This is a genomic window from Streptomyces sp. NPDC001599, from assembly GCF_042893535.1.
In the GTDB taxonomy this organism is placed as follows: Bacteria; Actinomycetota; Actinomycetes; order Streptomycetales; family Streptomycetaceae; genus Streptomyces.
In genome coordinates this window covers 1-23,527 of record NZ_JBIAVA010000030.1, presented here as the reverse complement: position 1 = coordinate 23,527, position 23,527 = coordinate 1, and the positions used below count along the sequence as shown (strand labels likewise).

Genomic DNA, 23,527 nt, shown 5'->3' with positions numbered 1-23,527 from the left:
CACTGCCCTTGCGCCGGTGAAAGGTTCGCCACGGAGCAGCGGCGCTCAGCACGTCCGACTGACGCGGGGTGAGCGCTTATCTGGTGCCGTCACTCGAATGGGCATCGATGCTGAACAGTGGGTCTCATGCTGACTGCACAAGTGCTGTCGGAGTGCAATTAGCCCTGAGACTATGCAGCGAAGTTTGAGATCCCACAGGAACAGGGCTAATCCTGTGCCATATCGACGAAGCGTCCATAATGGTCTTGGAAGGCCGTGATGATGGTCGCGGTGGGGCCGTACCTGTGCTTCGCGACGATCAGGTCGGCTTCGCCGGCACGGGGTGAGTCCTTCTCGTACATGTCTTCGCGGTGGATGAGGATGACGAAGTCGGCGTTGTCCTCCTGGGCGCCGGAATCGCGCAGGTCGCTGAGGTAGGGCCTCTTGTCGGTACGCTGTTCGGGCCCGCGGTTGAGGGTGGAGACGGCGATGACGGGGATCTCGAGTTCCTTGGCCAGATTCTTCTGGCTTCGGGCGACCTCGGAGACCTCTTGGCAGCGGGATCCGAGGGGGCGGGTGCCGTAGTTGAGCAGCTGCAGGTCGTCGACGGCGATGAGCTTCAGGCCGTGCTGGCGGTGCAGGCGTCGGCAGTGCGCGCGCATCTCGGTGAAGTTGGCGTAGGCGTCGTCCTGGAGGTAGAGCGTGGCTCCGGAGACCGAGGGCATCCCTTTGGCGAGGCGGGTCCAGTCGTCGTCGGTCATGGTGCCGGAGCGCATGTGGTGCAGGGCGACGCGGGCCTCGGCGGCCAAGAGCCGCATGGTGATGTCGGTGCGGCGGGACTCCAGTGCGAAGTAGGCAGCGGGCAGGTTGTGTTTGACGGCCGCGGAGCGCAGCAGGTTCAGGGCGAGGGTGGAGGTGCCCGTGGTCGGGCGGCCGGCGATGACGATGAGCTGGCCGGGGTTGGCTTTGTTCACGGGTAGCGACAGCAGTTGTTCACGGGTTTGGGTTCTGGCTCATCGGCCGCGGACCGGATCGGCCGGCATCAACGGCTTGATCCGGTCCCACATCGCATTAGTGATCACCAGCCGGACGGACATATCCGATCCAACAAACGGATCAAGGAGACACGCTCTAGTAGTGCTTCGTTAGGTTCGACATCGTCCGTAACGCCCAGTACTGCCTGACATACACGCGGCCTCTCGGCACCGCCGGCCTGTCCTGGGCAGAGCTCGTGAGTTGGTGGCAGGAGACAAATCCCGCCGTCGGTGATCAGGCTGCCGCCTCCGCGGATCTGTGGATGCGGGCGGCCGTCAGATCGTGGGAGCGGCCCGTCAGTGCCGGCGACAGCCAGAGGACCTCCCCGGCCGGGTCGGTCGAACAGCGTGGGCCGCAGCTCGGGGGCGAGTACCAGTCCCGCCGCGTCCGCCAGCCGCGCGCCCACGGCCAGATGCACCGTCGCCGGGTCGGTGCCGTGCAGCGCGACCAGTGATGCGGCGACCTCCTACGGGCTCCCCGCCCGCGCGGCCCCCGCCAGCCGCTGGCGCAGGGCCAGCCGGTGCCGCCGCTCGGCCGTCCCGATGTGCCGTCGTCCGTCGTCACCCATGCAGGCCCTCCGCCCGCCGTCCGTCCGCAGCGTGTTCGGCAGGTGCGCTTGGTGCGTGTGCTCGGTACCTGTGCCCCGTCCGACATCGTGCCCGACACCACCGACAGCGGGCCTCCCCCGAGGGCCGGCTAGGGCGTGCCGTCCGCCGACAGGCGCTGGGTGATCCGGTCGAACAGGTCCGTCAGCGGCTCGCCGACGTCCCGGCCGAACTCGGTCAGCCCGTACGTGACCCGCGGCGGCGTCGTCGGCTCGACCTTCCGCCAGACCAGACCGTCCTCGACCAGTGTGCGCAGGGTCTGGGCCAGCATCTTCTCGCTGATGCCCCGGATGCTCTCGCGCAGCTCGTAGAAGCGGAGGTCGTTGCGGCGCAGGGAGATCAGCACCCAGACGCCCCACCTGCTGGTCACGTGGTCGACCACGTCGCGCGCCAGGCGGTCGCTGTGGAACACGTCATACCGCTCGCCGGTCCCGACCCGTTTGCGCTGCACGCCTTCCGTATGTCATGAGCTTACCTCCAGGTATGTCCTTACCAAACGTTAGTCCTCGCTCCTAGCGTGCAGGTCCACAGAGGACATCCGAGAAGGAGCTGGACATGATCGTGGTGACCGGGGCGACCGGAAACATCGGCCGGCCGCTGACGCGGGCGCTGGCGGAGGCGGGCGAGCAGGTGACGGCGGTGTCCCGGCACCCGGCGGCGGTACCCGACGGCGTCCGCCACCAGGTGGCCGACCTCGCCGAGCCGGCCGGCCTGCGGCCGCGCCGGCCGGGGCGAAGTCGCTGTTCCTGCTGCTCTCCGGCGATCTGCACGCGCTCGGCGCCAACCCCGCCGACATCGTCGCCGAGGCCGTGGACAGCGGGGTCCGCCGCATCGTCCTGCTCTCCACGCTCGGCGTGGTGACCAGGCCCTTCGGGGCGACGCGGATCGCCATGCGCGAGCTGGAGGACACGGTGCGGGAGTCCGGCCTCCAGTGGGCTCTGCTGCGGCCGGGCGGCTTCGCCTCCAACGCCCTGTGGTGGGCCGAGTCCGTCCGCGAGCGACGGGTCGTCGCGGCGCCCTTCGGCGATGTCGGGGTGCCGGTGATCGACCCGGCCGACATCGCGGCGGTGGCGGCGGCCTGCCTGCTGGAGGACCGGTACACCGGCGAGGCGTACGAGCTGACCGGCCCGGAGGTGATCACTCCGCGCGGGCAGACGGAGGCCCTCGCGGCAGCGCTCGGCTCGCCCGTGGCCTTCCACGAGCTGACCCGCGACGAGGCCAGGGCCGCCATGGCCCGGAGCATGCCGGCCGAACTCGCCGACGACACCCTGGACATCATCGGCAACCCGAGCCCGGCCGAGCAGCGCGTCAGCCCGGACGCCGAACGGGTCCTGGGCCGCGCGCCGCGCCCCTTCGCCGACTGGGCCGCCCGCAACGTCACCGCGTTCCGCTGAGACCGGCCGCACAGGGGCGCCGTACCGGGGCCAGGCGCTAGAACACGTCGCGCAGGGTCTCCAGGAGGCGGGCGATGTTCGCCTCGTCGCGGCGGTAGTAGGTCCACTTGCCGCGTCGGGTGGCGACCACCAGCCCTGCCTGCCGCAGCATGGTGAGGTACTGGGAGGTGGTGGACTGTCCCAGGCCCATGCGCCGCTGGATGTCGGTCACGCAGACGCCGATCTCGACGTCCTCGGCCTTCTGGCCGGGGAAGCTCATGGGGTCCTTGAGCCACACCAGCATCTGGCGGCGGGCGGGGTTGGACAGGGCCCGGAATACGGACAGCAACTGCTCTTCCGAGAACACGACGTGATCGTAACCCATTTTCATATTGACGATTCGCGATACGACGATTTATCTTCGCCGTATGTCCTCTTCGATGCGTGTGATGGAACTCGTCCGTTTCGGTGGTGCGGACACCGCGTTCGCGGTACGGGAACGGCCCATGCCCAGCCCTGGGCCCGGCCAGCTGCTGGTGAAGGTCATGGCCACCTCCGTGAATCCCCTGGACCTGCAGACCCGCCGCGGCGACTACCGCGACCAGGTGGCGCTGCCGGCGGTGATCGGCAACGACGTGTCCGGCGTGGTGGTCGAGACCGGCACGGGGGCGGGCCACTACCGTCCGGGCGACGAGGTCTGGTACTTGGCGCCGGTGTTCACCGGTCAGGGAACCTATGCCGAGTTCCACGTGGTCGACCAGGCCCTGGTCGCCCGCAAGCCCTCCCGCTTGTCGCATGTCGAGGCCGCCGGTCTCGCTCTCGTGGGGGTGACGGCGTGGGAGGCGCTGGTCGAACGGGCCGGAGTGCGGACCGGGGAGCGGGTCCTGGTGCACGGCGGCGCGGGCGGGGTCGGTTCGGTCGCCATCCAGGTCGCACGTGCGCTGGGGGCCGAGGTGGTCACTACCGCGCGGGCGAGGGATCACGACTTCGTCACCCGGCTGGGAGCGGACGTTACGATCGACTTCTCGGCCGGTGACTATGTGCCGCAGGTGCAGGCCCTGGGCGGGGTGGACGTCGTGTTGGACACGGTGGGCCGGGACACCCTCACCCGCAGTCCGCTGGCTCTGGCCGACCGAGGCCGCGTGGTGTCGATCGTGGACATTCCCGAGCCGCAGAACCTCCTCGCTGCTTGGGGCGTGAACGCGACCTACCATTTCCTCTTCGTCAGTCCCGGCCGGGCAAAACTCGAGGCCCTCGGCCGCCTGGTCGACCAGGGCGAACTCCGGCCGGTGATCGGCGCCGTGCTGCCGCTGGCCGACGTCGCCCACGCCCACAGCCTCTTGGAAGGCGGCTCCGCCGACGAAGGACGCCAACGCCCGCGCGGCAAGATCGCTCTCGCCGTGCATCCCGTGGACGAGACCCCGCACGCGGCGGCGGCCCGGACCTGAGGAATGGGGCGCCTCGCGCACCCGTTGTCGTCTCGTATGAGCGAGACAACTGCGGTAGTGGCGGGCGCGTACGGGGGTCCCGAGGTCCTGTCGGTGATCGATGTCGCCGTCTCGGAGCCGAGGCCGAACGAGGTACGGATCACGGTCCGCGCGGCCGGCGTCAATCCCTTCGACTACAAGTCGTACAGCGGCGCCTTCGGTGTCGATCCGGAGAGACTGCCGGTGCGGCTCGGTGTCGAGGCGGCGGGCGTGGTGACAGCGGTCGGTGCCGACGCGATCGGCCCCGCGGGCCCGATCGCGGTGGGTGACGAAGTGATCACCTACACCGCGCCGGGCGCCTACGCCGCCGAAATCGTCGTGCCCGCCTCGTCCGTGGTGCCGAAGCCCGTCGCCCTGTCCTGGGAGCAGGCCGGCGGGCTGCTGGCCGCCGGGGTCACCGCCGTACACACGCTTGAGGCGGTCGGCCTGGGCAAGGGCGAGACGGTGCTGATCCACGGTGCCGCGGGAGGCGTCGGTCTCGTGGCCGGCCGTGCAGCTCGCGGTGGCACGCGGCGCGACGGTAGTGGCCACGGCGAGCCGGGCCAAGCACGACCTCCTGCGAGAGCTGGGAGCGATCCCGGTCGTCTACGGGCCGGGGCTGGCGGACAGGGTGCGCGCGGTGGCGCCGGAGGGCGTGCACGCGGCCGCCGATCTCGTGGGCACCGAGGAGGCGGTGGACGTCTCCGTGGAGCTCGTGCCGGACCGCTTGCGTATCGCCACCATCGCGGGCCACGAGCGCGGGGCTCGCGCGGGAATCAAGCTCCTGGGTGGTGTGCCGGGCGCGGATCCCGGTACCGAGATCCGCCAAGCCGCACGCCTGCAGCTCACGGAAGCCGCGACAGCAGGCCGCCTGCGCATCGTGATCGCGGACAGCTACCCCCTGCGCGAGGCCGCCACCGCCCACCGCGAGATCATGGCCGGCCACACCACGGGAAAGATCGTCCTGGTCCCGTAACCCGTTCCTGTCCCCGCACCGCTGAAGCCGCACCGCGAGCGGCCGCCCGCGCGACCACCGGTCCCGGTACGCGACGGATCGAGTGCGTGGGCGGCCTGCGACCAGTTCGTCAGGTGTCCATGTCCTGGTTCTTGGCGCTCCATTCGATCAGCGGATGCAGGACGCGCATCAGGCTGGCACCTTGTTCGGTGGGCCGGTACGTGATCTGGACCGGCGTCGTCGGTACCACGAGCCGCTCAATGAGTCGGTGGCCCTCGAGCTCACGCAGACGCTGGGACAGAAGGTGGTTCGAGATTCCGGGGATCCGCGCTCGGTAGTCGACGAATCGGCGCGCGCCCCGCATCGCCGCCAGGAGCACCGCGGCGCTCCACTTCTTGCCCACGATCTCGACCGAGCGCTGAAAACTGCGGCACACGTCGTCGTCGATGTGTTCGTAGCCTGCTTCCGGGCGGCTCTGGCCCGCGGTGGCGGAGGAATCATCGGGCTGTCGAGGACCGGTCATACGGTCATGATACTGGAGCGTGTCACTTTTGATGACCCGGTCATGTCCCGCTTGTCGCCTGTGATCATCGCCGTGCAGCCTTGGCCCATGAACGCACACTCGGCCTGTCACCACGCGCTATGAACTACGGGCACTCGCTGAGATTTGGGCTGCACCTGCCCTCCGACGCCGACTGCGGACCCGGCCGGTTGGCCGAAGTGGCGGGCCTGGCCGAGCAGTGGGGACTGGACTTGCTGGTCGTCCCGGCCGGAACCGCCGGTGACGATCTCGAACCGTCGACTGTGGCGGCCTGGATCGCCGGGGCTACGGTCTCTCTCGGACTGGTGCTGGAGGCACGCCCCGACACCCTCCATCCGGCGATGCTCGCGCGAGTCGTCGCGGGCCTGGACCGGCTCACCGAAGGCAGGGTCGAACTGGCTTTCCGGGCGGGCCCGTCAGCCGCCGCGTCCGGGACAGCCGATTCGGTCGCGGCACTGGGTGAGGCGATCGCCGTCGTCCGCGAGCTCTGGAATGTCCTCGACCGTGGCCTCGGCCGGTTCACCGGCCGCTTCTACCGTCTCGCGGGGGCTGAGAAGGCCGCGCCCGCGCACGACGTGCCGATCTCCGTGGACGGCCAGGGCCAGGACCTGCTCCGGCTGGTCGGGCTGCGGGCTGACGAGTGGTCGACGGGGTGCGACGCCGCCACGCTGACGCAGGGCAACCGCGCGGTCGACGAGGCGGCGCGAGGCGCAGGCCGCGATCCCCGCGAGATCCGCAGACGGGTCACGATCCGCGGTGGCTTCGGCGAGCGGACAGGCAGGTTCACCGGGACCGCCGCGGACTGGGTGAACGACCTGCTGCCACTCGTCGTCGAGCACGGGGTGGGCACCATCGTGCTGGACACCGAGGAGCGAGACGTCGCGGCAGGCTTCGCGAGCGAGGTCGCCCCGGCCCTGCGGGCGGCCGTGGACGCGGTGCTTTTGCGCGGATGGTCGGGCGCGCGGGTCCGGCGGTCCGCCGTGCGCGCCAGGCGCCGACCGGGGATCGACTACGAGGGTGCTCCGCCGGAGATGGCCGAGGTCGTCGAGCCCGGTGATCCGGCCTACGCCCGGCTGCGGTCCGGATACCTGCGCGGTGGTGCGCCCGGCATCATCCTGCGGGCGGCGACGAACGAGCAGGTGACCCAGGCGCTCGCGTTCGCCCGCCGGCATCCCGGCGTGGCCCTGTCTCGGCGAAGCGCCGGACATGGGGTCTCCGGCCGCTCCACCAATGACGGCGGGATCGTCATCGACGTGTCACTGATGAATGCGATCGAGGTGCTCGACAGGAAGACACGCCGGGTGCGCATCGGCCCGGGTGCGCGCTGGGCCGAGGTGGCGGCCGCACTGGAGCCCTACGGCTGGGCATTGAGTTCGGGCGACTACGGGGGCGTCGGGGTGGGCGGCCTCGCCACGGCGGGGGGCATCGGGTACCTCGCGCGCGGGCACGGACTGACCATCGACCGCCTGCGGGCCGTGGAGATGGTGCTCGCGGACGGCTCCGTCGTGCGGGCCGACGATGCGGAGAACCCCGATCTCTTCTGGGCCGTGCGAGGGGCGGGCGCGAACTTCGGGATCGTCACTGCCTTCGAGTTCGAGGCCGACGACGTGGGCGCGGTCGCCTTCGCCCGGCTCACCCAGGACGCGAGCGACCTCGAGCGCTACCTCGTCGAGTGGGGCCGGGCGGTCGAGGACTCACCGCGAGACCTCACCAGCTTCGTCATCGTGCCGCCCCCGCGCGGCGGACGTCCGGCGCTCGCGGTGAGCCACACCATGGTCGACTCCTCGGACCCGGAGACCGTGCGCGCCCGGCTGGAGCCACTGGCCGCGATCTCCGCGATGTATGCCCAGGACATCGTCATCACCTCCTACGCGGCCGTGATGGACAACGCGAGCGACGACCCACCGGTCTCCCAGGGTGAACCGGTCTCACGCAGCGGGCTGCTCCGGCACGTGACCCCGCAGTTCGCTGCGGCGGCGGCTCAGATGATCCGCAGCGGCGCGATCGGATGGTTCCAGCTCCGCTCGGCCGGGGGCGCCGTCGCCGATGTTCCGGCGGACGCCACGGCCTACGCCCACCGCGACGCGAACTTCTCGCTGGTGGTGATGGGCGGTGCCGACGAGGTGGTCGACCGGGCCTGGGCCCGGCTGAGCCCTTTCCTCGACGGCCTCTACATCAGCTTCGAGTCCAGCCTCCGGCCCGAGCGGATCACCGCGGCCTGGCCCCCACGGACCCTCACGCGTCTGCGTGAGCTGAAGAGCGTCTACGACCCCGAGGGTGTGTTCGGCGACAACTTCGCCCTCACACCCGCCGCGAACCACCCCGGAGGAAGCACCCCATGAGCGACTACGGCCACGAACTGTGGTTCGGCAGCTTCATCACCCCCACCGCCCACCCGCCTCAGGCGCCGGTCGAGCTGGCCCAGACCTCCGAGAGGGCCGGCCTCGACCTGGTCAGCTTCCAGGACCACCCCTACCAGTCGGCGTTCCAGGACACCTGGACCCTGATGTCGTACGTCGCCGCACGCACCGAACGGATCCGGATCAGCGGCAACGTGCTGAGCCTTCCGCTGCGGCCCCCGGCCGTGCTGGCCCGCGCCGCCGCGAGCCTGGACCGGCTGACCGGCGGGCGAGTCGAACTGGGCATCGGCGCGGGCGCGTTCTGGGACGGCATCGTCGCGATGGGAGGCCGCCGGCTCGAACCGGCCCAGGCCGTGCGGGCGGTGGAGGAGGCCGTGGGCGTGATCCGGGGTCTGTGGGCCACCGACGAGACCGGTCCCCTCCGTGTCACCGGGGAGTTCTACACCGTGAACGGCGCCAAGCGCGGCCCGGCACCCGCCCATCGCATCCCGATCCGTATCGGTGCCTACAAGCCGCGCATGCTCCGGCTGACGGGCAGGATCGCCGACGGTTGGCTGCCCTCCCTGGGTTTCCTGCCCGAGGGCCCGGCATCGCTGCGCGCGATGAACGAGCAGATCGACGAGGCCGCCTCCGCCGCCGGTCGGGAGCCCGCGGCGGTCAGCCGCCTGCTCAACCTGAGCGGCCGATTCACGTCCGGCGCCGGCGGCGGCCTGTTGCAGGGGACTCCCGGCGACTGGGCCGAACAGATCGCCGACCTCGCCCTGCAGTACGGCGTGTCCGGGTTCATCCTCGCCTCGGACGAGCCTGCCGACCTGAACCTCTTCGGTCACGAGGTCGCGCCGCGCGCCCGCGAACTCGTCCAGTCCGAACGCGTGACGTGATGCGGTGCGCGCGTGGCGGGCCTGGTGACCAAGCTGCGACAGGGGCAGCGCCGACGGAGCTGTTCGGACGCCGCGAGGAGACCGCGGTTCTCGACGGGCTGCTTACGCAGGCCCGCGGCGGGAGCGGTGGCGCGCTCGTAGTGTGGGGCGAGCCGGGTATCGGCAAGTCAGCTCTGCTTCGCCACGTGCATGGCCAGGCCGCGGACTTCGTCCGGCTGAGCCACTCGGCCACCCGGCCCGAGTCGGACCTGGCTTTCGCGGGGCTGCACGGGCTGCTGCGACCGCTGGCCGATCGTGTCGAGCTGCTGGCGACGGCCCAGGCCGCCGCTGTGCGTACCGCGCTCGGGCTGAGCGGTGAGCCGACGGACCGCCTGGTGGTCGGGGCGGCCGTGCTGTCGCTGCTCCGCGGACTCGCCGAGCGGCAGCCCGTGCTCGTCGTGGTGGACGACGGGCAGTGGCTCGACGAGGCCACCGCGCTGTGCCTGGGGTTCGTCGCCCGACGTGTGGGAGCGCATCCCGTGGTCGTCGTGCTCGCCGATCACAGCGATCCGGCCGCCCGGCCCTGGGAAGGCGTGGCCGACGTGCGGGTCGACGGCCTGAGCGACGAGAGCGCGCGGCAGCTTGTGGCGGCCGTGGCGCCGCTCACCGACGAGGCGACGACGCGGAGCATGGTCCGGGAGGCCGGGGGCAACCCCTTGGCGCTGCACGAACTGGCCACGCTCGGGGGCGACCTCGACGACGCCGAGCATCGCCGGAAGCGAGGACGACCGCCCGTCGGGCCGTGCCTGCAGCGGGCTTTCCGTGCCAGGATCGAGGCCCTGAGCCCTCCGGCGCAGTTGCTGACCGTGCTCGCGGCGGCCGAGGAGCACGGCGACCGGCTCACGGTGCAGCGGGCCGGACGTGCGTCGGGTGCCGGTGACGCCGTCTGGGAGGAAGTGACCAACGCGGGCCTGCTCCACGTGGCGGGCAACCGCGTCGGTTTCCGGCACCCGGTCGTGAGCAGAGCCGTCTACGAGGGCTGCGGTGCCGCGACGAGGCGCCGGGCTCACCGCGCCCTGGCCGCCACGATGCCGGACGAGGCGGAGGAGCGCGCATGGCATCTCGCCGCCCTGGCCCACGGACGCGATGAGGACGTCGCGCGGCTCCTCGAACGGACCGCCGTCCGCTCCCGGCTCCGCGGGGCCACGAACACGGCGGCACGGGCGTGGTGGCGGGCCGCCGAACTGTCGGCCGCACCGATCGACGCCTCACAACGCCTTGCCGAGGCGGCCAGGGCTTCCTGGGACGCCGGGTGGGCAGCCACGGCGGAGCGCCTGCTCGATGACGCGGAACGGCTGGCCCCCGGTGCTCACGTCGCCCGGCGGAGCCGGGGCCTGCGGGGGATCATGGAGTTCGCCCGGGGCATGCCCGAGATGGCGCACCACTTCCTGATCACCGACATGAAGCGCGTCCCGGAACCGGGAACGGCGCTGGAACTGGGCACGCTGGCCATGCGCGCCGCCTGGTCCGTCGGACGCGACGACCTGTGGGACAGAGCGCTGGAGCTGCTGCTCGAAGACGACGTCGCGGGCCGGACCGGATTACCCGGCACGCTTGCCTGGTGGAGCGACGACGTGTCCGCCTACGCGGCGCCGGCGGACACCCCCGACCTCGGTGATGCCGCCGCGCGGGTCCGTACGACCATCCTGCCGTTGCTGCCGCCGACACCCCTCGCCCTGGCCTGGGGGATCGACGAGCCGATGGCGGATGCGCTGCGCCGCCGGTTGCCGCGCCTGCGGCGGCGCAGCGAGCGCGCTCGGCTCGCCGCCGCCCTGGCCCAGACCGCGATGCTGGACAACGCTGCCGGCCGCTGGCCGCAAGCGGAGTCCTCGGCCGCGGAGGGACTGCGGCTGGCCCAGGACCTGGGTGCCGACCACATCGCCTCCCACTGCCGCACCAGCCTGGGCTGGCTCGCCGCGGCGCGTGGTGACGAACGCGCCGTCGCGGAGGCCACCGCCAGGACTCTGGAGACGTCACTCCCGCAGGGCGTCCGCGCGCTGAGCGCCGCCGCGTACTGGAACCGCGGCATGGCCGCGCTGTTTCGCGAGCGCCCCGAGGAAGCACTGGACATCCTGGTGCGCCTGACCGAGCCGGGCCATGGCGCGGAACACCCGACCTTCGCGCTCCTGGCCGCTCTCGACACGGCCGAGGCGGCCGTGCGCGTCGGCAGGAGCGACCTCGCGGACGAACGGGTACGGGTGCTCGAAGCCTGGGCGCGGCGCACGGGAGCGCCGTGGGCCCGCTGTGCCGCGCACGTCACGCGCGGGCTCCTCGGCGGCGCCCGGGCCGAGGGTGCCTTCCGGGCCGCCCTCGACGTGCCGGTTGCCCGATCCCACCCGCTGCTCTACGCGCGCGCTCAGTTGGCCTACGGCGAGTGGTTGCGACGGGGCCGCCGGCGGACCGACGCGCGCGTCCGGATCGGCGCCGCCTTGGAGGCGTTCGACCGGCTCGGTGCCGAGCCGCTGCGCCAACGCGCGCAGCGCGAGCAGGACCTCACCGGAGCGCCGGGACGCCGGGGAAGCTCGGACACCAGGGCGGTGAACCGGCTCACCGCCCAGGAACAGCGAGTCGCCGAACTGGCTGCCGAACAGCTGACGAATCGCGAGATCGGCGTCCAGCTGCGGATCAGCCACCGCACCGTGGGCCACCACCTCGGGAACGTGTTCGCCAAGCTCGGCATCAACACCCGAACCGAGCTCAGCCACCTCCACGCCGGTTGTGAGCCACCGTGAGCACAGGGAGGCCGCGGCGGAGCGGGCGCGCGACGCCTCCGGCGGAAGTGACGGATTGCCCGCCCGATTCGCTCACCGGTCCTGATTTGTAGCGTCGCTGACGTTGTCCCGCGTACCCGCGGCGAAACGCCGTGCGACGCATGACGAGAGGTCACCTCATGCCCAAGTCCGAAACCCTGCCCCACACGCGCCACTACATCGACGGGCAGTGGCAGGACTCCAGCTCCCACGGCGAGTCCCGCAGCCCCGCGACCAACGGCCTGCTCGGCACCTTCGCCGACGGCGGTGCGCGGGAGGCGAGGGCCGCCGTGGCCGCGGCCCGAAGGGCCTTCGACTCCACCGCCTGGTCCCGCGACCGTCACCGGCGTGCGGCAGCGCTGCACGAACTGGCCGACCGGCTCGAGCAGCGCAAGGACGAACTGATCACCCTCCTGGCGCGGGAGAACGGGAAAGTGCGTTCCGAGGCGGCCATCGAAGTCGAAGGCACCATCCCCAAGCTCCGCTACCACGCGGCGCTGGCCCTCACCGACCACGGCAGGGCCGGCGAAGTACGGCCCGGCATGTACTCGATGACCCTGCGCGAAGCCGCGGGCGTCGCCGCGGTGATCGTGCCGTGGAACTCACCGGTCATCCTCTCGGCGCGTTCCTTCGCACCCGCCCTGGCGGCCGGCTGCACCGTGGTCATGAAGATGCCGGCGCAGACCGGCCTGGTCAACGGAGTGCTGAGCGAGATCGTCGCCGACACGCCGAGCCTGGACCCGGGCGTGTTCAACGTCTTCACCGAGAGCGGCAACGCCGGGGCTCCGGAGCTGGTCTCCTCCCCGGACGTCGACGTGCTCAGCTACACCGGCTCCACCGCGGTCGGCCGCGTGATCATGGAACAGGCCGCCCCGACGCTGAAAACGCTGTCCATGGAGCTGGGCGGAAAGACGCCGATGCTCGTCTTCGACGACGCCGACCTGGACGCCGTCGTGCCCGTGCTCACCAAGGCCGTCACCATGTTCGCGGGCCAGTTCTGCATGACGGGCAGCCGGATACTGGTCCAGCGCGGCGTGGCGGACGAACTCCGGCGGCGGCTCGTCGCCGCCCTCGAAGCGGTCCGGGTCGGGCCCGGCGACGACCCCGCCAGCGAGATGGGCGCCATGATCGACGAAGGAAACGCCCAACGGGTCGAACAGACCGTGGCCGCCGCGGCCGACTACGCCACCGTCCTCGTGCGGGGCAAGCGGGACCGGGCGCTCCTCGGCCCGTCCCTGATCGAGGTCGCCGACGTGTCCTCGCCGATCGTGCAGCGCGAAGTGTTCGGGCCGGTCGCCACCTTCGAGGTGTTCGACTCCGAGGCCGACGCCGTCGCGCGTGCCAACGCCACCGAGTTCGGCCTGGCCGCGAGCATCTGGACCCGTGATGTCGACCGCCCCCTGCGCGTCGGCCGCGAACTGCAGGCCGGGACCGTCTGGACCAACACCTGGGCCATGATCCACGACCAGTTCGAGGAGGGCGGCTTCAAGCAGTCGGGAGTGGGCCGCCTGAACGGCATCCGCGGGATCGAGGAATTCCAGGAGACCAAGCACCTCGTGCATGTGGCACCGCAGCTCTGACAGCTCTCGACGGCGGAGTGAGAATCGATGACCGAGACGGACGACGTCGGCCCGGCCGACGTCACCCTGCTGACCGCGCGCGCTGTGGAACCCGGCTACGAGCAGGACTTCCGGGAGTGGTTCGGGCGGGTGACCGACACCGCCTCAGCGTTTCCCGGACACCTGGGGGACGGGTTGTTCCGGCCTGCCACGGCCGCCGGGCCATGGGTTCTGATCCACCGGTTCCGCGACCAGGAGTCCGCGCGGCACTGGACGACGTCACCTGAGCGGGCCGCACTGTTCGACCACTGCGAGGGCCATCATCAGAGCGAGGTGGCGCGTAGCGAACTCTCCGGAATGGAGACCCTGTTCACCACTGCGCACGACACGCCCACGACGGCGCCGCCTCGTTGGAAGATGGCGCTCGCCGCCTTCGCGGCCGTACTCCCGATCTCCCTGATCGGCAACGGTCTTCTGGGGCCGGCGCTCCGTGCTTGGCCGCTTGTGGCGCGGGTGCTGATGCTCGCGCTGCTGTTCAGTACGTTGATGACGTATCTGATGATGCCGGCTGTGACCCTCGTCCTGCGCCGTTGGCTCTATGCCGACAGCTCGACCGCGCGCGAGGGACCGACGCGATGACGCGGCGGCCCCGGGGCGGACCGCGCCGTCTTGCGGCTCGGCTTTCAGCGGGACAGTTCCATGATCTCCGGCACGGATCTCCCGCAGCGGCTGGTTGATCACGGTGGCGGGGTCGCATGCGGAGCCCCGGACGGGCACCACGACGGGAAGTACGCCGTCCGCGCGGCGGGCCGCCCGGCGTGCGCAACTCGACGAGCGCGGCCGGGACGCCGCCGGCGAGGGCGTTGATCACCGCTTGCGTGGCCTTCTTCCCGAGGGAGCGGTCGGGCTCGCGGTAAGCGGCGATCATGCGCTGGTGGATGCCCCAGGTCGCCTTGACCTCGACGTGCTCGAAGATGGCGAACAACGCCTTGAGGCGCGCGTGCTGGCAGAGTCCTTCGACACGGTGCGGGGCAGCTCTGCGTGATCAAGTCAGGGCTGGCTCGCGGATCGCCATCTCCTCGGGTCCTGCGGCAGTGCCTCTCCCGGGTTCAAAGAGGGGAGTTCATTCGGTCGGGCGGGACAGATGCTGCCGATGACCTGTTTCAGCGGCCCGTGTGATCGCCTCGAGTACCCGGTGGCGATCGAGTGCGACCGTGAAATCCGGCGCATCGGCGGTTCCGTCGCGGAGGTCGGCGGCGAACTGGGCGTAGAGGCGGGCGACCCCCGCTGCGGGTGCGTCGAGTTGCAGGTCGGGAGCCGCATAGGCGGGAGGGACCTTTAGCACTTGGGCAGGCTCGCTGCCGCGGCTCAGCGTGATGGTGAGATCGGTGAAATGGATGTAACCCGACGCCGACTCCACACGCACACTGCCCTCGGTGCCCTGGATCTCCCATACCAGCGCCGAGCCGGCAGACTGCCCGGCACTGTAGTGCAGCGAGGTGACGATCCCGCCATCGAGAACGCCGGCGACGACGATCTCATCCGGCGCGTCCTTCGGCAGCGTCGCGCCATCGGACAGGCGGACGCCGTCACCGCGCTGATTGGCGACGACGGCGGACAGACTCTCGAACGTGCCGAGCACGCGCGCAAGCGGTTCGAGCCCGTGGCCGAGCATGATGCTCAGCAGCGTGGCGCCATTCTTTGCGTGAGCCATGTACTCGACCGGCGGGTCATATCGGCCGGCCCACATGTCGTCGGACAAATGCGCTCGGATGCTCGTGCTGAGCGGCTTGCCGATCACGCCTTGCGCGATGAGGTCGCGAAGGAAGAGGATCGGCGGGTGCAGGCCGCCCTGCAACCCGACAACCGTCCGCAGCCGCCGCTCGCGGGCAAACCCCTCCAGCGCTTCGGCCTCCGACAGGTTTCTTGCGAGCGGCCATTCGCAATAAACCATCTTGCCCGCGGCCAGCGCGTCGGAAACGATCTTCTCGTGATCCGGCACCTTGACCGCGACCACCACCAGGTCGACCTCCGGTCGCACGACCAGAGCCTCATGAGTGTCGAAGGCGAGATCGGCGCCCAGCCGACGAGCGGTCGCGTTCGCGCTCTCCATACGAGTCGTACTGACGGCGCGGATCTGGAACGCGTCGAGTGCCTGCAGCGCCGGGACGTGAGCAATTCCGCCCCAACCCCGATCGGCACTGGCCCCGATAATACCGACGCCGATCTGGGTATGTGCTGAATTCGTCATGAGGATGCTCCTGCCATGTGCAGCCCGGAATCGCTCCCCGGGCTGCGTCACGATGATTCGTTTCCGGACACAGGCGTGGGCACTCGCTCACCATGGCGAGCGAGCAATTGTTGCCGTTCGCCATGGTGGGCCCGAGTGACCCAAGCGCTAGTTCTACACGTGAGCCCAGTGGGCCTCGAGTTCGCGCGCGACATCGGCCGCACGCTCTATCATCGGCCAGTGCGAGCTGCGCAGCTTGAAGACGGCACGTGCGCGTGTGGCATTACCGAGCTCGTCGGCGAAGCGGTGAGGAAGGAACGGATCGTCCAGGCCCCAGATCACTAGCGCTGGTGCGGTCACCTTGCTCAGACCTGGCTTCCACTCCGCCCCGACCTCGATCGCCGAACGGTAAAGGGCGAGAATGCTTGCCCTCATAGTGGCATCGATATGCCGAACCGCTTCGTCTGCCGCGTCGCGCGGCATCTGCGCCTCGTTGAGACTTGCTGCGAACTCCTCGAGGTCGAGGTCCGCCATCCACTGCTCGCCCTCGCCCGGCGTTTGCCAGATCTTGGCAAGATAGTGCCACGGATACTCCGGATCGATGGGGCCGCTGATGCCTGTCCATGTCCGCACCAGTTCCGGTCGGACCGACGCGAGACGGCCCGTGAGCAGAGACCCCCAGTCATGACCGACCAGGTCGACGGGTTCGCCGATTTCCTCGATCCTCTCAATGAGCCAATCGAGATACTCTTCCTTCGTCGACGTGAATCCCTCTGGCAGGGGGACGCCAAACCCGGGGAGATCGATCGTCAAAATATCTTCGCGCTGAAGATGGGAACGGACGGTGTCCCAAAGCCGGTGGGTATCAGGTACACCATGAACGAGGACTGCAGGCATTTCGGATTCTCCAGTTGTTTGTTGTCGTGGTTGAAATGGTCGGTCGGCCGAGTCAGGGAAGGAGGATGACTTTGCCGTGGGTGTGGCCCGTTGCGACGAGGCGATGAGCGTCCGCGGCCTCGTCGAGTGGGAAGCTCCGGCCGATGCGTGCGGTCCATGCGCCGGCGGCGATCAGATTCAGGGCTTCCTGGACAGGGCCGCGGTCGCGGTTCCCGCTGCCCCCGGGGCTGAATACGACGCCGTGCAGTGCGGCATCGCGGTCGGCGAGCGTCACGATCCGGTCGGGGCCGCCGAGAAGATCGACGAGGGCGGGAAGGAGCCCCTTGCCGGCGGTGTCGAGCGCGGCGTCGACCCCGCCCGGAGCGGCGGCACGGATGCGATCGACCAGGCCCGGGCCGTGGGCGACAGGGGTCGCTCCGAGACTCCTGACGAAGTCGGCGTTGTCAGTTCCGGCGACGCCGATCACCGTCACACCGCGCTGTCGCGCGAACTGCACGGCGGCGCCGCCCAGAGCACCGCTCGCGCCGGTGACCACGAGCGTCTCACCCGGGCGAATGTTCAGAAGCCCGAGAGCCCTCGCCGCGTTGTCGGCGCCGATGACAGTAGCCGCGGCCTCCTCGAAGGAAACGCCGTCGGGGATCGTCGCGAAGTTGCTGCTGACCGTGTACTCGGCGTACGAGCCCTGGGTGGCGGAGTCCGGCCACCCGGCGACGCGGTCGCCGACCACGCCCTCGTCGACGCCCGGGCCGACCGCCTCGACGACGCCGGCGAATTCGAATCCGATGATGGCGGGAGCACGCAGGCGGAACACTCCGGCGCGTGCCTGGATCTCCGCCGGGTTCACCCCCGCGGCGTGAACCCGCACCAGTACCTGACCCGGACCCGGCAGCGGTCGCGTAGCCTCCGCAACCCGCAACACGGAGGGTTCGCCGAACGAGGTGATGACGACGGCTTTCATGATGATCCTTCTCGTATACAAGGGTTTGCTCGCACCGTTCAGAACGGTGTCAGGTCAGGAAGACCGGAGGATTCTCGCCCCGCAGGCGGTAGTCGGGCCGGGGCCGTTCGAGGCGGATCGATTCCAGCACGGTGTACGCGTGGTACTTGGTCTGGGTGGTGGCTCCCGCCAGCCGTTCCCACCAGAGCCGGCCGTCGCTCGTCTCCTTCTCGAGGACGTGGCGGGTGGTGTAGTTCGCCATGGAGCTGATCCAGTTCTCGGTACCGACGAAGATCCTGTCCCAGCCGGTGCCGGTCACTATGTCGACGAGCGCATCCGAGCGGCTGAACCGTTCGACCGCCGCAGTCGCCCCCTCGAGCACGTCGGTGAAGTACTCCACGCACAGCTTCACCTGCTCGTAGGTGCCGTAATGCATGTGGTGCCCGCCGACGAAGTAGTCGAAGTCGTATTCGAGGATCTGGGACTGAGCCTCGTACCAGCCGGAGATGTTCTGCGAGGCGTCGCAGTGCATGAACGTGACGCTTCCCGGACTGACGATGTCCACGGCCGTGAGCACCTTCTGCCGCGGTGCGTAGATGAAGATGTTGCCGGGGCAGTGGTTCTCTCCCCTGTAGGAGAGCTGCAGGCTCACGCCGCCCACTTCGAGGACGAGTTCGTCGTCGAACGTCCTCGTCGGCAGGGGGCGCTTCGGGTCGGGGAAGCGCTCCAGGAGTTCCTTGGTGATGCGGTGGGCGACGATCTCGACGTCGGGACCGAAGACGGAGGCTGCGCCGATGTGATCGGCGTGCCAGTGGCTGTAGATGACGTGGGTCACCGGTCGGTCGGTGACGTCCTCGATCGCCGCCAGCATGTTCTCGCCCAGCGTCGGGGGTGCGTCGATCGCGACCACGCCCTCCTCGGTCACCACGAACGCGGCGTCGTAGCCGGCACTGGTGACCCAGTAGAAGCCGCCGCGCAGTTCTTCCACGTGGTAGCCGTACTTCTGGAAGTGCTCGCTCTGGAAATACGGGGGGTAATAGTCCGCGGGGTCCAACGGGTCGTCCGCCCCCGCGCGAGGGAACCCATAAGGTTCGATCCCGTAGAAGCTCGGGGTTTCTTCGACCGTGATGGGTTTCTGAGTGCTCTGGCACATCGACGGGACGCCTTTCTGTGTTCTTGGGAAGCTGTGGAACGGGTGGGCTATCCCGGTGACGTGAATCGAAGGACCGCCTTGGCGACGCGGCCTGAGCCCGCGTCCTCGAACGCGGTGTTGATATCGGCGAAGTCGTAGAAGGACAGCAGTCGGTCGATGGGGAACCGGCCCGCTCGATAGAGCTGGGCAAGGTCGTTGATCAGGAGCGACGAGACGGCGTCGCCCTGGATGATGCCCTGAAGCGACTGGCCGAGCGTGAGCCGGCCGGCGTCGAGTACGGCGCCCGCTCCTTCGTGGAACGCCACGAAGCCGAATCGGCCCATCGGGGCCAGGGCGCCGACCCCGGCGTCGAGGTTCTCCGCGCGGCCGCTGGTGTCGAGGACGTACTCCAGACCGCGTTCGTCGACGGCGCGGAGCGCGCCGGTCAGATCCTCGACCCGGCCGGGGTCCACGAGGTGCGTCGCTCCGAGATCGCGGGCCAGATCGAGGCGGCCGGCGTCGACGTCGACGGCGACGATGGTGGTGGCACCCGCGACATGTGCCGCCATGACCGCCGCCAGGCCCACCGCTCCCACACCGAAGACCGCGAAGGACGCTCCCGCCGGCACGGCGAGGGCCTTGAGTACGGCCCCCGCGCCCGTCTGCAGCCCGCACCCCAGCGGAGCCATGACGTCGAGGGGCAGATCGCGTGGGACCTTGATCGTGTTCCGTTGGTGCGTCAGGGCGTGGGTGGCGAACGAGGACTGGCCGAAGAAGTGACCGTGCGGCTCAGCACCGTGGGCGACGTGGAGACCGTTCGAGCCGTCCAGGCGGGCACCTGCGAAGTTGGCCGCCCAGACGTTGTCGCAGTAGGCCGCGTGCGAGGACATGCACGGCTTGCAGCGGCCGCACGAGTGGTAGGAGAGGACGACGTGGTCACCGGGCTCGACGGTGGTGACAGCGGCCCCCACCCGTTCGACGACTCCTCCTCCCTCGTGCCCCAGCACCACCGGCAGCGGCGTTGCCATGCGCTGTGCCCGCACGTGAGCGTCGGTCGCGCATATTCCGGTCGCGACCATGCGAACGAGTACCTCGTCGGACCGCGGGTCCTCGATCTCGATGTCGCGGAACTCGAAGGGCCCGTCCTGCGCTTCGAGCACAGCGGCGCGCGCGGAGGTGGTCATACGCCGTGAGCCTGCCGCGAAGCGCCGCGAGGGCCATGGTGACGAGGACGAGGGACTGACATCATCAGCGACTCTCTGATCGGGGGGTGGGCCTCAGGAACCCTTCAGCGAGTCCGAACCTATGTCGGCCGCCCGTGCCCGCGGATCGGTCGCCGTATCCGTCACGGCAGTGAGCCACGGTGTCGCGAGGTGCGGCGCGGTCACTGCCGGACGCCGGTCCGGGCGGCTTGTTCGACTCGGGCGATGAGACGGCTGTTGTGGGCGGCGTGCTGGAATCCCGGGGTGTGGTGGGTGCCGTTCGTGATGTCGCGGGCCAGGCTGGCGTAGACCTCGCCGACGTTGATGGAAGCGCCCGTCCAGATGTCGGCGGCGGTGGGTCCCGCGCCGGTGGCGACCGGGCGGTCGGGCGCGGTGAAGTCGACGCTCGACGAGAGGGTGAGGTCGCCGACCTGAACGCCCGCGGGGTGGTCGCCCGTCAGCTTCAGCCAGCCCTCCGATCCGCGTACCTCCAGACTGAAGTGGGCGTCGGGTGCGGGCACGCCCGCCAGGATCTGCACCCCGACCGGCGCCCCCGAGGAGGTCTTGGCGATGGCGTCGAGGTGATCCGGGACCTCGCGGACGGACATCGCGCCGGTGTCGACCAACTTCACCTGCGGCCAGAGGAGTTCGGTACGGGCGTCGATCTCGGTGATGTCGCCGAGAACGGCCTCGACCACATCCAGGACGTGGCCCGCGGCGATGGTGAGGAAACCGGCTCCGGACGCTGCCTTGTCGAAGTATTCGTACGCACTCACCGACTCCGGGCCGTTGCCGAAGGTCGTCGCGGCGACTCGCGCCGAGAGCAGCCGCCCGAGCCGGCCCTCGGCGATGATCTCCGACGCGCGGCGTACCGAGGGGTTGAGCCGGCCCTGCAGGCCGATCGCGGTGTGCAGTGAGCCGGCCGCCTCAGCCATCTCTTCCGTCTGCGCGACGGTCGCGCCCAGCGGCGACTCCGCGTACACGGCCTTGTTCGCCGCGAGGGCCGCCAGGACGAGCTCGCGGTGAGCCGGGACCTTCACCGCGACGGTGACGAGGTCGATCGAAGGGTCACCGATGAGCGCGTAGGGGTCCGCGAACCAACGCTCGGCGCCGAACGCCTCGGCAGCGCCGCGCGCGCTCTCCTCGTGCCGCGTCGCCACACCGGCCAGGTGGAAGTCGGGCTGTGCCGCCAGCGCGGGTATGTGCGATGCGCCCGCCCAGCTCGCCTTCGTGTCCGCGCCGATGATGCCGACCCGTATGAGATTGCTTGACATGATGTGGTGTTCCGTTTCTTTCGCTGAAGCAAGACGTGGTGTGGTGCGCGGGGCGAATCGGCGCGTTCGCGCCTCTGTCACTGGTCGACGGCGGCCATGTCGGGCTCGGCATGGCGTTCGCCGGACGCCGGTGTGAGGTTGTTCAGGCGGGCGATCTGGCCCGGGGTGAGCCGGATGCCGTCGGCGGCGCTGTTCTCCTTGAGGCGGTCGATGCGTTTCGTCCCCGGAATGGGTGCGATGCCGCCTCCTTGCGCGAGCAGCCAGGCCAGAGCGACCTGCGCGGGCGTGGCCCCGACCTCGTCGGCGACCTCGCGCACCTGGTCGACGATGCGCAGGTTGCGCGTGAGGTTGTCGCCGGTGAACCGGGGATTGGAGCGACGCCAGTCGGCGGCGTCCAAGCCGTCCAGGGTGCGGATGTCACCGGTGAGAAAGCCGTGTCCCAGCGGTGCATAGGGAACCAGTCCGATGCCGAGCTCGCGCAGCGTGGGCAGCACCTCGGCCTCCGGGTCACGCGTCCACAGCGAGTACTCGCTCTGGACAGCGGCCACGGGATGGACCGCATGGGCCCGGCGAACGGTCGCCGCTGCCGCCTCCGACAGCCCGATGTGGAGGACCTTGCCCGCCTCCACCAGCTCGCTCAGCGCCCCCACCGTCTCCTCGATGGGAGTGCTGGGGTCGACCCGGTGCTGGTAGTAGAGGTCGATGCGGTCGGTTCCGAGCCGCCGCAGTGAGCCGTCGACAGCCGTGTGAATGTTGGCGGGGGTGCTGTCCGGGCCCGGCCGGCCGGTGTGGGAGACGAGGCCGAACTTGGTGGCGAGGACGACTTCGTCCCGGCGGCCCTTGATCGCGCGACCCAGCAGTTCCTCGTTGACGTAGGGGCCGTACACCTCGGCGGTGTCCAGATGGGTGACACCGAGGTCGACGGCGCGACGAATGGTGCGGATCGACTCGGCTCCGTCCCGGCCGGCGCCGGTGTAGTACGCCGACATCCCCATGACACCCAGGCCGATGCGCGGGACATCGAGCCTGCCGAGCGACGTGGACTGCATCTGTTGTCCATTCCGTGTGGGGCGGGCCTCAGCGCCGCAGAGCGAACTTGACGCGTCAAGTTCTACTCCTTCGAACTTGACGCGTCAATAAGTGGCTCTAGGATGTCCTCATGGCGAGTACGGCAGATGACACGAACGGCCGGCGCCGTCGGCGTCCACGGAACGGGCCGACATCCGAGGCGACGGCTCGTGCCGACGCAGGCTCCGGCTCGGGGGATTCCACCGGTCCGGTTGCCGAGACGCGATGGCTGAACGGCGACGAGCTGGCGGCGTGGCTGGCCAACTCCGCGATCATGATCAGCCTGCCGGCCGCGCTGGATGCGCGCATGCAGCGCGAGGCTCAGCTGACCTTCTTCGAGTACATGGTGCTCTCGGTCCTCTCCGAGCAGCCGGACCGCACCATGCAGATGAGCGCCCTGGCCGCGCGAACGGCGGCGTCACTGTCGAGGCTGTCCCATGTCGTCGGTCGGCTCGAGAAGCGCGAACTGCTCGCACGGAAGCGGATCCCCGGTTCCGGAAGGCGCACCGCCGCGACGCTGACCGAGGCCGGTTGCGACGTAGTGGTGGCGGCGGCGCCGGGACACGTCGCCGCAGTCCGCGAGTACCTGATCGATGATCTCGGTCCTCAGGAGCTGGCGGCGCTGCGCCGCATCGGTGCGGCGGTGGACGCGGCCATCAAGCGCGGGCAACCCGACGCGAGCGCTGCGGCTTCGCCTCCGGGGGACGGCGCGGTGGACGGCCAGTAACCCACGATTCATCCTGCTTCACAGCCTCCGGCCGACACCTTGATCGTGACTCCCCGCGAGCCCGCCGGCCAAGAGCCTGACCAGCCCTGACCGGCGGGCGTGAGTGAGGTCCGCGCAGCTTGCGGGCCGTGCTGGGCTGCACCACAGCATGCGACCTTCACCGTCCGTGACGACCATCGACTTGACGGCGTTCTGCCAGTTTTTGCCGGAGATGAACTGGCATACCCAAAGCGGGTGTGAGCCGGAATGCGAGGGCGGCTCGGCAGGGGGCGTGTCGCCATCGCCACCCAACGAGTCGTTGGGCGGCTGGCCCAAGATCTTCATCGGACGCGCCTGGCTCTGTCGACGTTGAAGAGCAGCGTCTCGCGCCGTTCAGGAGGCACCTCGGCTGCCAGTTCGGGCAAGCAGCAAACAGCGGAACAGGGGTCTGCCGCACGATCGGGTGACATCTGAACTGGCTTGCCCTGTGGGGCGGGTGGGAAGGATGTCGCTGTGCCCAAGCCTTATCCGGAAGAGT

18 protein-coding genes and 6 pseudogenes are annotated in these 23,527 nt (G+C 69.9%); 10 read left to right on the top strand and 14 right to left on the bottom strand.

The genetic code is table 11. The annotated features are described in order from the left end of the window. Window positions 1-206: 206 nt before the first annotated feature. The 4 genes and pseudogenes from ACFYZ3_RS38155 to ACFYZ3_RS38140 all read right to left on the bottom strand — a co-directional run. Window positions 207-950: pseudogene (locus tag ACFYZ3_RS38155) on the bottom strand (DnaB-like helicase C-terminal domain-containing protein); the annotation flags it as partial. 319 nt (window positions 951-1,269) lie between these two features. Next, window positions 1,270-1,353 (bottom strand): annotated as a pseudogene (locus tag ACFYZ3_RS38150) (IS5/IS1182 family transposase); the annotation flags it as partial. 31 nt (window positions 1,354-1,384) lie between these two features. Continuing rightward, window positions 1,385-1,582 (bottom strand): annotated as a pseudogene (locus tag ACFYZ3_RS38145) (winged helix DNA-binding domain-containing protein); the annotation flags it as partial. Between the two features lie 128 nt (window positions 1,583-1,710). Next, on the bottom strand, window positions 1,711-2,070 hold the full coding sequence (locus ACFYZ3_RS38140) for a winged helix-turn-helix transcriptional regulator (protein WP_388527921.1): 360 nt from the start codon (window positions 2,068-2,070) through the stop codon (window positions 1,711-1,713). A gap of 104 nt (window positions 2,071-2,174) precedes the next feature. On the opposite strand from ACFYZ3_RS38140, the pseudogene ACFYZ3_RS38135 reads away from it, so the two are divergent. Further along, window positions 2,175-3,013: pseudogene (locus ACFYZ3_RS38135) on the top strand (SDR family oxidoreductase). 37 nt (window positions 3,014-3,050) lie between these two features. Here the strand turns inward: ACFYZ3_RS38135 and ACFYZ3_RS38130 are convergent. Next, window positions 3,051-3,359 carry a helix-turn-helix transcriptional regulator gene (locus tag ACFYZ3_RS38130; protein ID WP_003977860.1) on the bottom strand — a complete coding sequence of 103 codons (309 nt, stop codon included), beginning with the start codon at window positions 3,357-3,359 and terminating at the stop codon, window positions 3,051-3,053. Between the two features lie 61 nt (window positions 3,360-3,420). Between ACFYZ3_RS38130 and ACFYZ3_RS38125 the strand changes: the two genes are divergently transcribed. The 3 genes and pseudogenes from ACFYZ3_RS38125 (at window position 3,421) to ACFYZ3_RS38115 (ending at window position 5,434) form a co-directional block, all read left to right on the top strand. Beyond that, window positions 3,421-4,440: a zinc-binding dehydrogenase gene (locus tag ACFYZ3_RS38125; RefSeq protein WP_388527917.1), complete on the top strand. Its 1,020-nt coding sequence runs from the start codon at window positions 3,421-3,423 to the stop codon at window positions 4,438-4,440. A gap of 3 nt (window positions 4,441-4,443) precedes the next feature. Then, a pseudogene (locus ACFYZ3_RS38120) lies at window positions 4,444-4,767 on the top strand (alcohol dehydrogenase catalytic domain-containing protein); the annotation flags it as partial. A gap of 202 nt (window positions 4,768-4,969) precedes the next feature. Further along, a complete protein-coding gene (locus ACFYZ3_RS38115) occupies window positions 4,970-5,434 on the top strand; it encodes a zinc-binding dehydrogenase (protein ID WP_388527914.1) in 465 nt (154 codons plus the stop codon). A gap of 109 nt (window positions 5,435-5,543) precedes the next feature. Here ACFYZ3_RS38115 and ACFYZ3_RS38110 read toward each other — a convergent pair whose 3' ends face one another. After that, window positions 5,544-5,936 carry a helix-turn-helix domain-containing protein gene (locus tag ACFYZ3_RS38110; RefSeq protein ID WP_003977857.1) on the bottom strand — a complete coding sequence of 131 codons (393 nt, stop codon included), beginning with the start codon at window positions 5,934-5,936 and terminating at the stop codon, window positions 5,544-5,546. A gap of 119 nt (window positions 5,937-6,055) precedes the next feature. Here ACFYZ3_RS38110 and ACFYZ3_RS38105 point away from each other — a divergent pair, with 119 nt between their 5' ends. The 5 genes from ACFYZ3_RS38105 to ACFYZ3_RS38085 all read left to right on the top strand — a co-directional run bounded on the left by ACFYZ3_RS38105 (window position 6,056) and on the right by ACFYZ3_RS38085 (window position 14,182). Continuing rightward, complete coding sequence (locus ACFYZ3_RS38105) at window positions 6,056-8,296, top strand: FAD-binding protein (protein ID WP_388527911.1); 2,241 nt, start codon at window positions 6,056-6,058, stop codon at window positions 8,294-8,296. After that, a complete protein-coding gene (locus tag ACFYZ3_RS38100) occupies window positions 8,293-9,195 on the top strand; it encodes an LLM class flavin-dependent oxidoreductase (protein WP_030869077.1) in 903 nt (300 codons plus the stop codon). Before ACFYZ3_RS38105 ends, ACFYZ3_RS38100 begins: the two co-directional genes overlap by 4 nt. Continuing rightward, window positions 9,195-11,966 (top strand): AAA family ATPase, encoded by a 2,772-nt coding sequence (locus ACFYZ3_RS38095; protein ID WP_388527908.1) that lies wholly within the window; start codon window positions 9,195-9,197, stop codon window positions 11,964-11,966. The genes ACFYZ3_RS38100 and ACFYZ3_RS38095 overlap by 1 nt, the downstream gene beginning before the upstream one ends. 158 nt (window positions 11,967-12,124) lie before the next feature. Continuing rightward, window positions 12,125-13,564 carry an aldehyde dehydrogenase family protein gene (locus tag ACFYZ3_RS38090; RefSeq protein WP_388527905.1) on the top strand — a complete coding sequence of 480 codons (1,440 nt, stop codon included), beginning with the start codon at window positions 12,125-12,127 and terminating at the stop codon, window positions 13,562-13,564. Window positions 13,565-13,591: 27 nt separating this feature from the next. Next, the gene (locus tag ACFYZ3_RS38085) at window positions 13,592-14,182 is read left to right on the top strand and encodes an antibiotic biosynthesis monooxygenase (protein WP_388527902.1); all 591 of its coding nucleotides are present in this window, start codon (window positions 13,592-13,594) and stop codon (window positions 14,180-14,182) included. Between the two features lie 172 nt (window positions 14,183-14,354). On the opposite strand, the pseudogene ACFYZ3_RS38080 reads toward ACFYZ3_RS38085, so the two are convergent. From ACFYZ3_RS38080 to ACFYZ3_RS38045, 8 genes and pseudogenes are all read right to left on the bottom strand, one after another. Next, window positions 14,355-14,549 (bottom strand): annotated as a pseudogene (locus ACFYZ3_RS38080) (ISL3 family transposase); the annotation flags it as partial. 117 nt (window positions 14,550-14,666) lie between these two features. Further along, window positions 14,667-15,794 carry a Gfo/Idh/MocA family protein gene (locus ACFYZ3_RS38075; protein ID WP_388527899.1) on the bottom strand — a complete coding sequence of 376 codons (1,128 nt, stop codon included), beginning with the start codon at window positions 15,792-15,794 and terminating at the stop codon, window positions 14,667-14,669. 153 nt (window positions 15,795-15,947) lie between these two features. Beyond that, window positions 15,948-16,670 carry an alpha/beta fold hydrolase gene (locus tag ACFYZ3_RS38070; protein ID WP_388527896.1) on the bottom strand — a complete coding sequence of 241 codons (723 nt, stop codon included), beginning with the start codon at window positions 16,668-16,670 and terminating at the stop codon, window positions 15,948-15,950. A gap of 52 nt (window positions 16,671-16,722) precedes the next feature. Further along, window positions 16,723-17,628, bottom strand: a complete 906-nt coding sequence (locus ACFYZ3_RS38065) for an NADP-dependent oxidoreductase (RefSeq protein ID WP_388527893.1) — start codon at window positions 17,626-17,628, stop codon at window positions 16,723-16,725. Window positions 17,629-17,677: 49 nt separating this feature from the next. Next, window positions 17,678-18,760: an MBL fold metallo-hydrolase gene (locus tag ACFYZ3_RS38060; RefSeq protein WP_388527890.1), complete on the bottom strand. Its 1,083-nt coding sequence runs from the start codon at window positions 18,758-18,760 to the stop codon at window positions 17,678-17,680. A gap of 47 nt (window positions 18,761-18,807) precedes the next feature. Then, window positions 18,808-19,923 carry an NAD(P)-dependent alcohol dehydrogenase gene (locus ACFYZ3_RS38055; protein ID WP_388527887.1) on the bottom strand — a complete coding sequence of 372 codons (1,116 nt, stop codon included), beginning with the start codon at window positions 19,921-19,923 and terminating at the stop codon, window positions 18,808-18,810. A 200-nt stretch (window positions 19,924-20,123) separates the two neighbouring features. Further along, on the bottom strand, window positions 20,124-21,215 hold the full coding sequence (locus ACFYZ3_RS38050; protein WP_003977845.1) for a Gfo/Idh/MocA family protein: 1,092 nt from the start codon (window positions 21,213-21,215) through the stop codon (window positions 20,124-20,126). Between the two features lie 77 nt (window positions 21,216-21,292). Then, window positions 21,293-22,264, bottom strand: coding sequence for an aldo/keto reductase (locus tag ACFYZ3_RS38045; protein ID WP_388527884.1), 972 nt, complete (start codon window positions 22,262-22,264; stop codon window positions 21,293-21,295). Between the two features lie 110 nt (window positions 22,265-22,374). Here ACFYZ3_RS38045 and ACFYZ3_RS38040 point away from each other — a divergent pair, with 110 nt between their 5' ends. After that, window positions 22,375-23,010 (top strand): MarR family winged helix-turn-helix transcriptional regulator, encoded by a 636-nt coding sequence (locus ACFYZ3_RS38040; protein WP_388527881.1) that lies wholly within the window; start codon window positions 22,375-22,377, stop codon window positions 23,008-23,010. The last annotated feature ends 517 nt before the right edge of the window (window positions 23,011-23,527 follow it).

Coding starts and splice junctions, on each gene's coding strand:
- ACFYZ3_RS38125 (WP_388527917.1), top strand. CDS start 3,421: ATGTCCTCTTCGATGCGTGTGATGGAACTCGTCCGTTTCGGTGGTGCG.
- ACFYZ3_RS38110 (WP_003977857.1), bottom strand. CDS start 5,936: ATGACCGGTCCTCGACAGCCCGATGATTCCTCCGCCACCGCGGGCCAG.
- ACFYZ3_RS38105 (WP_388527911.1), top strand. CDS start 6,056: ATGAACTACGGGCACTCGCTGAGATTTGGGCTGCACCTGCCCTCCGAC.
- ACFYZ3_RS38100 (WP_030869077.1), top strand. CDS start 8,293: ATGAGCGACTACGGCCACGAACTGTGGTTCGGCAGCTTCATCACCCCC.
- ACFYZ3_RS38095 (WP_388527908.1), top strand. CDS start 9,195: ATGCGGTGCGCGCGTGGCGGGCCTGGTGACCAAGCTGCGACAGGGGCA.
- ACFYZ3_RS38090 (WP_388527905.1), top strand. CDS start 12,125: ATGCCCAAGTCCGAAACCCTGCCCCACACGCGCCACTACATCGACGGG.
- ACFYZ3_RS38085 (WP_388527902.1), top strand. CDS start 13,592: ATGACCGAGACGGACGACGTCGGCCCGGCCGACGTCACCCTGCTGACC.
- ACFYZ3_RS38075 (WP_388527899.1), bottom strand. CDS start 15,794: ATGACGAATTCAGCACATACCCAGATCGGCGTCGGTATTATCGGGGCC.
- ACFYZ3_RS38070 (WP_388527896.1), bottom strand. CDS start 16,670: ATGCCTGCAGTCCTCGTTCATGGTGTACCTGATACCCACCGGCTTTGG.
- ACFYZ3_RS38065 (WP_388527893.1), bottom strand. CDS start 17,628: ATGAAAGCCGTCGTCATCACCTCGTTCGGCGAACCCTCCGTGTTGCGG.
- ACFYZ3_RS38060 (WP_388527890.1), bottom strand. CDS start 18,760: ATGTGCCAGAGCACTCAGAAACCCATCACGGTCGAAGAAACCCCGAGC.
- ACFYZ3_RS38055 (WP_388527887.1), bottom strand. CDS start 19,923: ATGACCACCTCCGCGCGCGCCGCTGTGCTCGAAGCGCAGGACGGGCCC.
- ACFYZ3_RS38050 (WP_003977845.1), bottom strand. CDS start 21,215: ATGTCAAGCAATCTCATACGGGTCGGCATCATCGGCGCGGACACGAAG.
- ACFYZ3_RS38045 (WP_388527884.1), bottom strand. CDS start 22,264: ATGCAGTCCACGTCGCTCGGCAGGCTCGATGTCCCGCGCATCGGCCTG.
- ACFYZ3_RS38040 (WP_388527881.1), top strand. CDS start 22,375: ATGGCGAGTACGGCAGATGACACGAACGGCCGGCGCCGTCGGCGTCCA.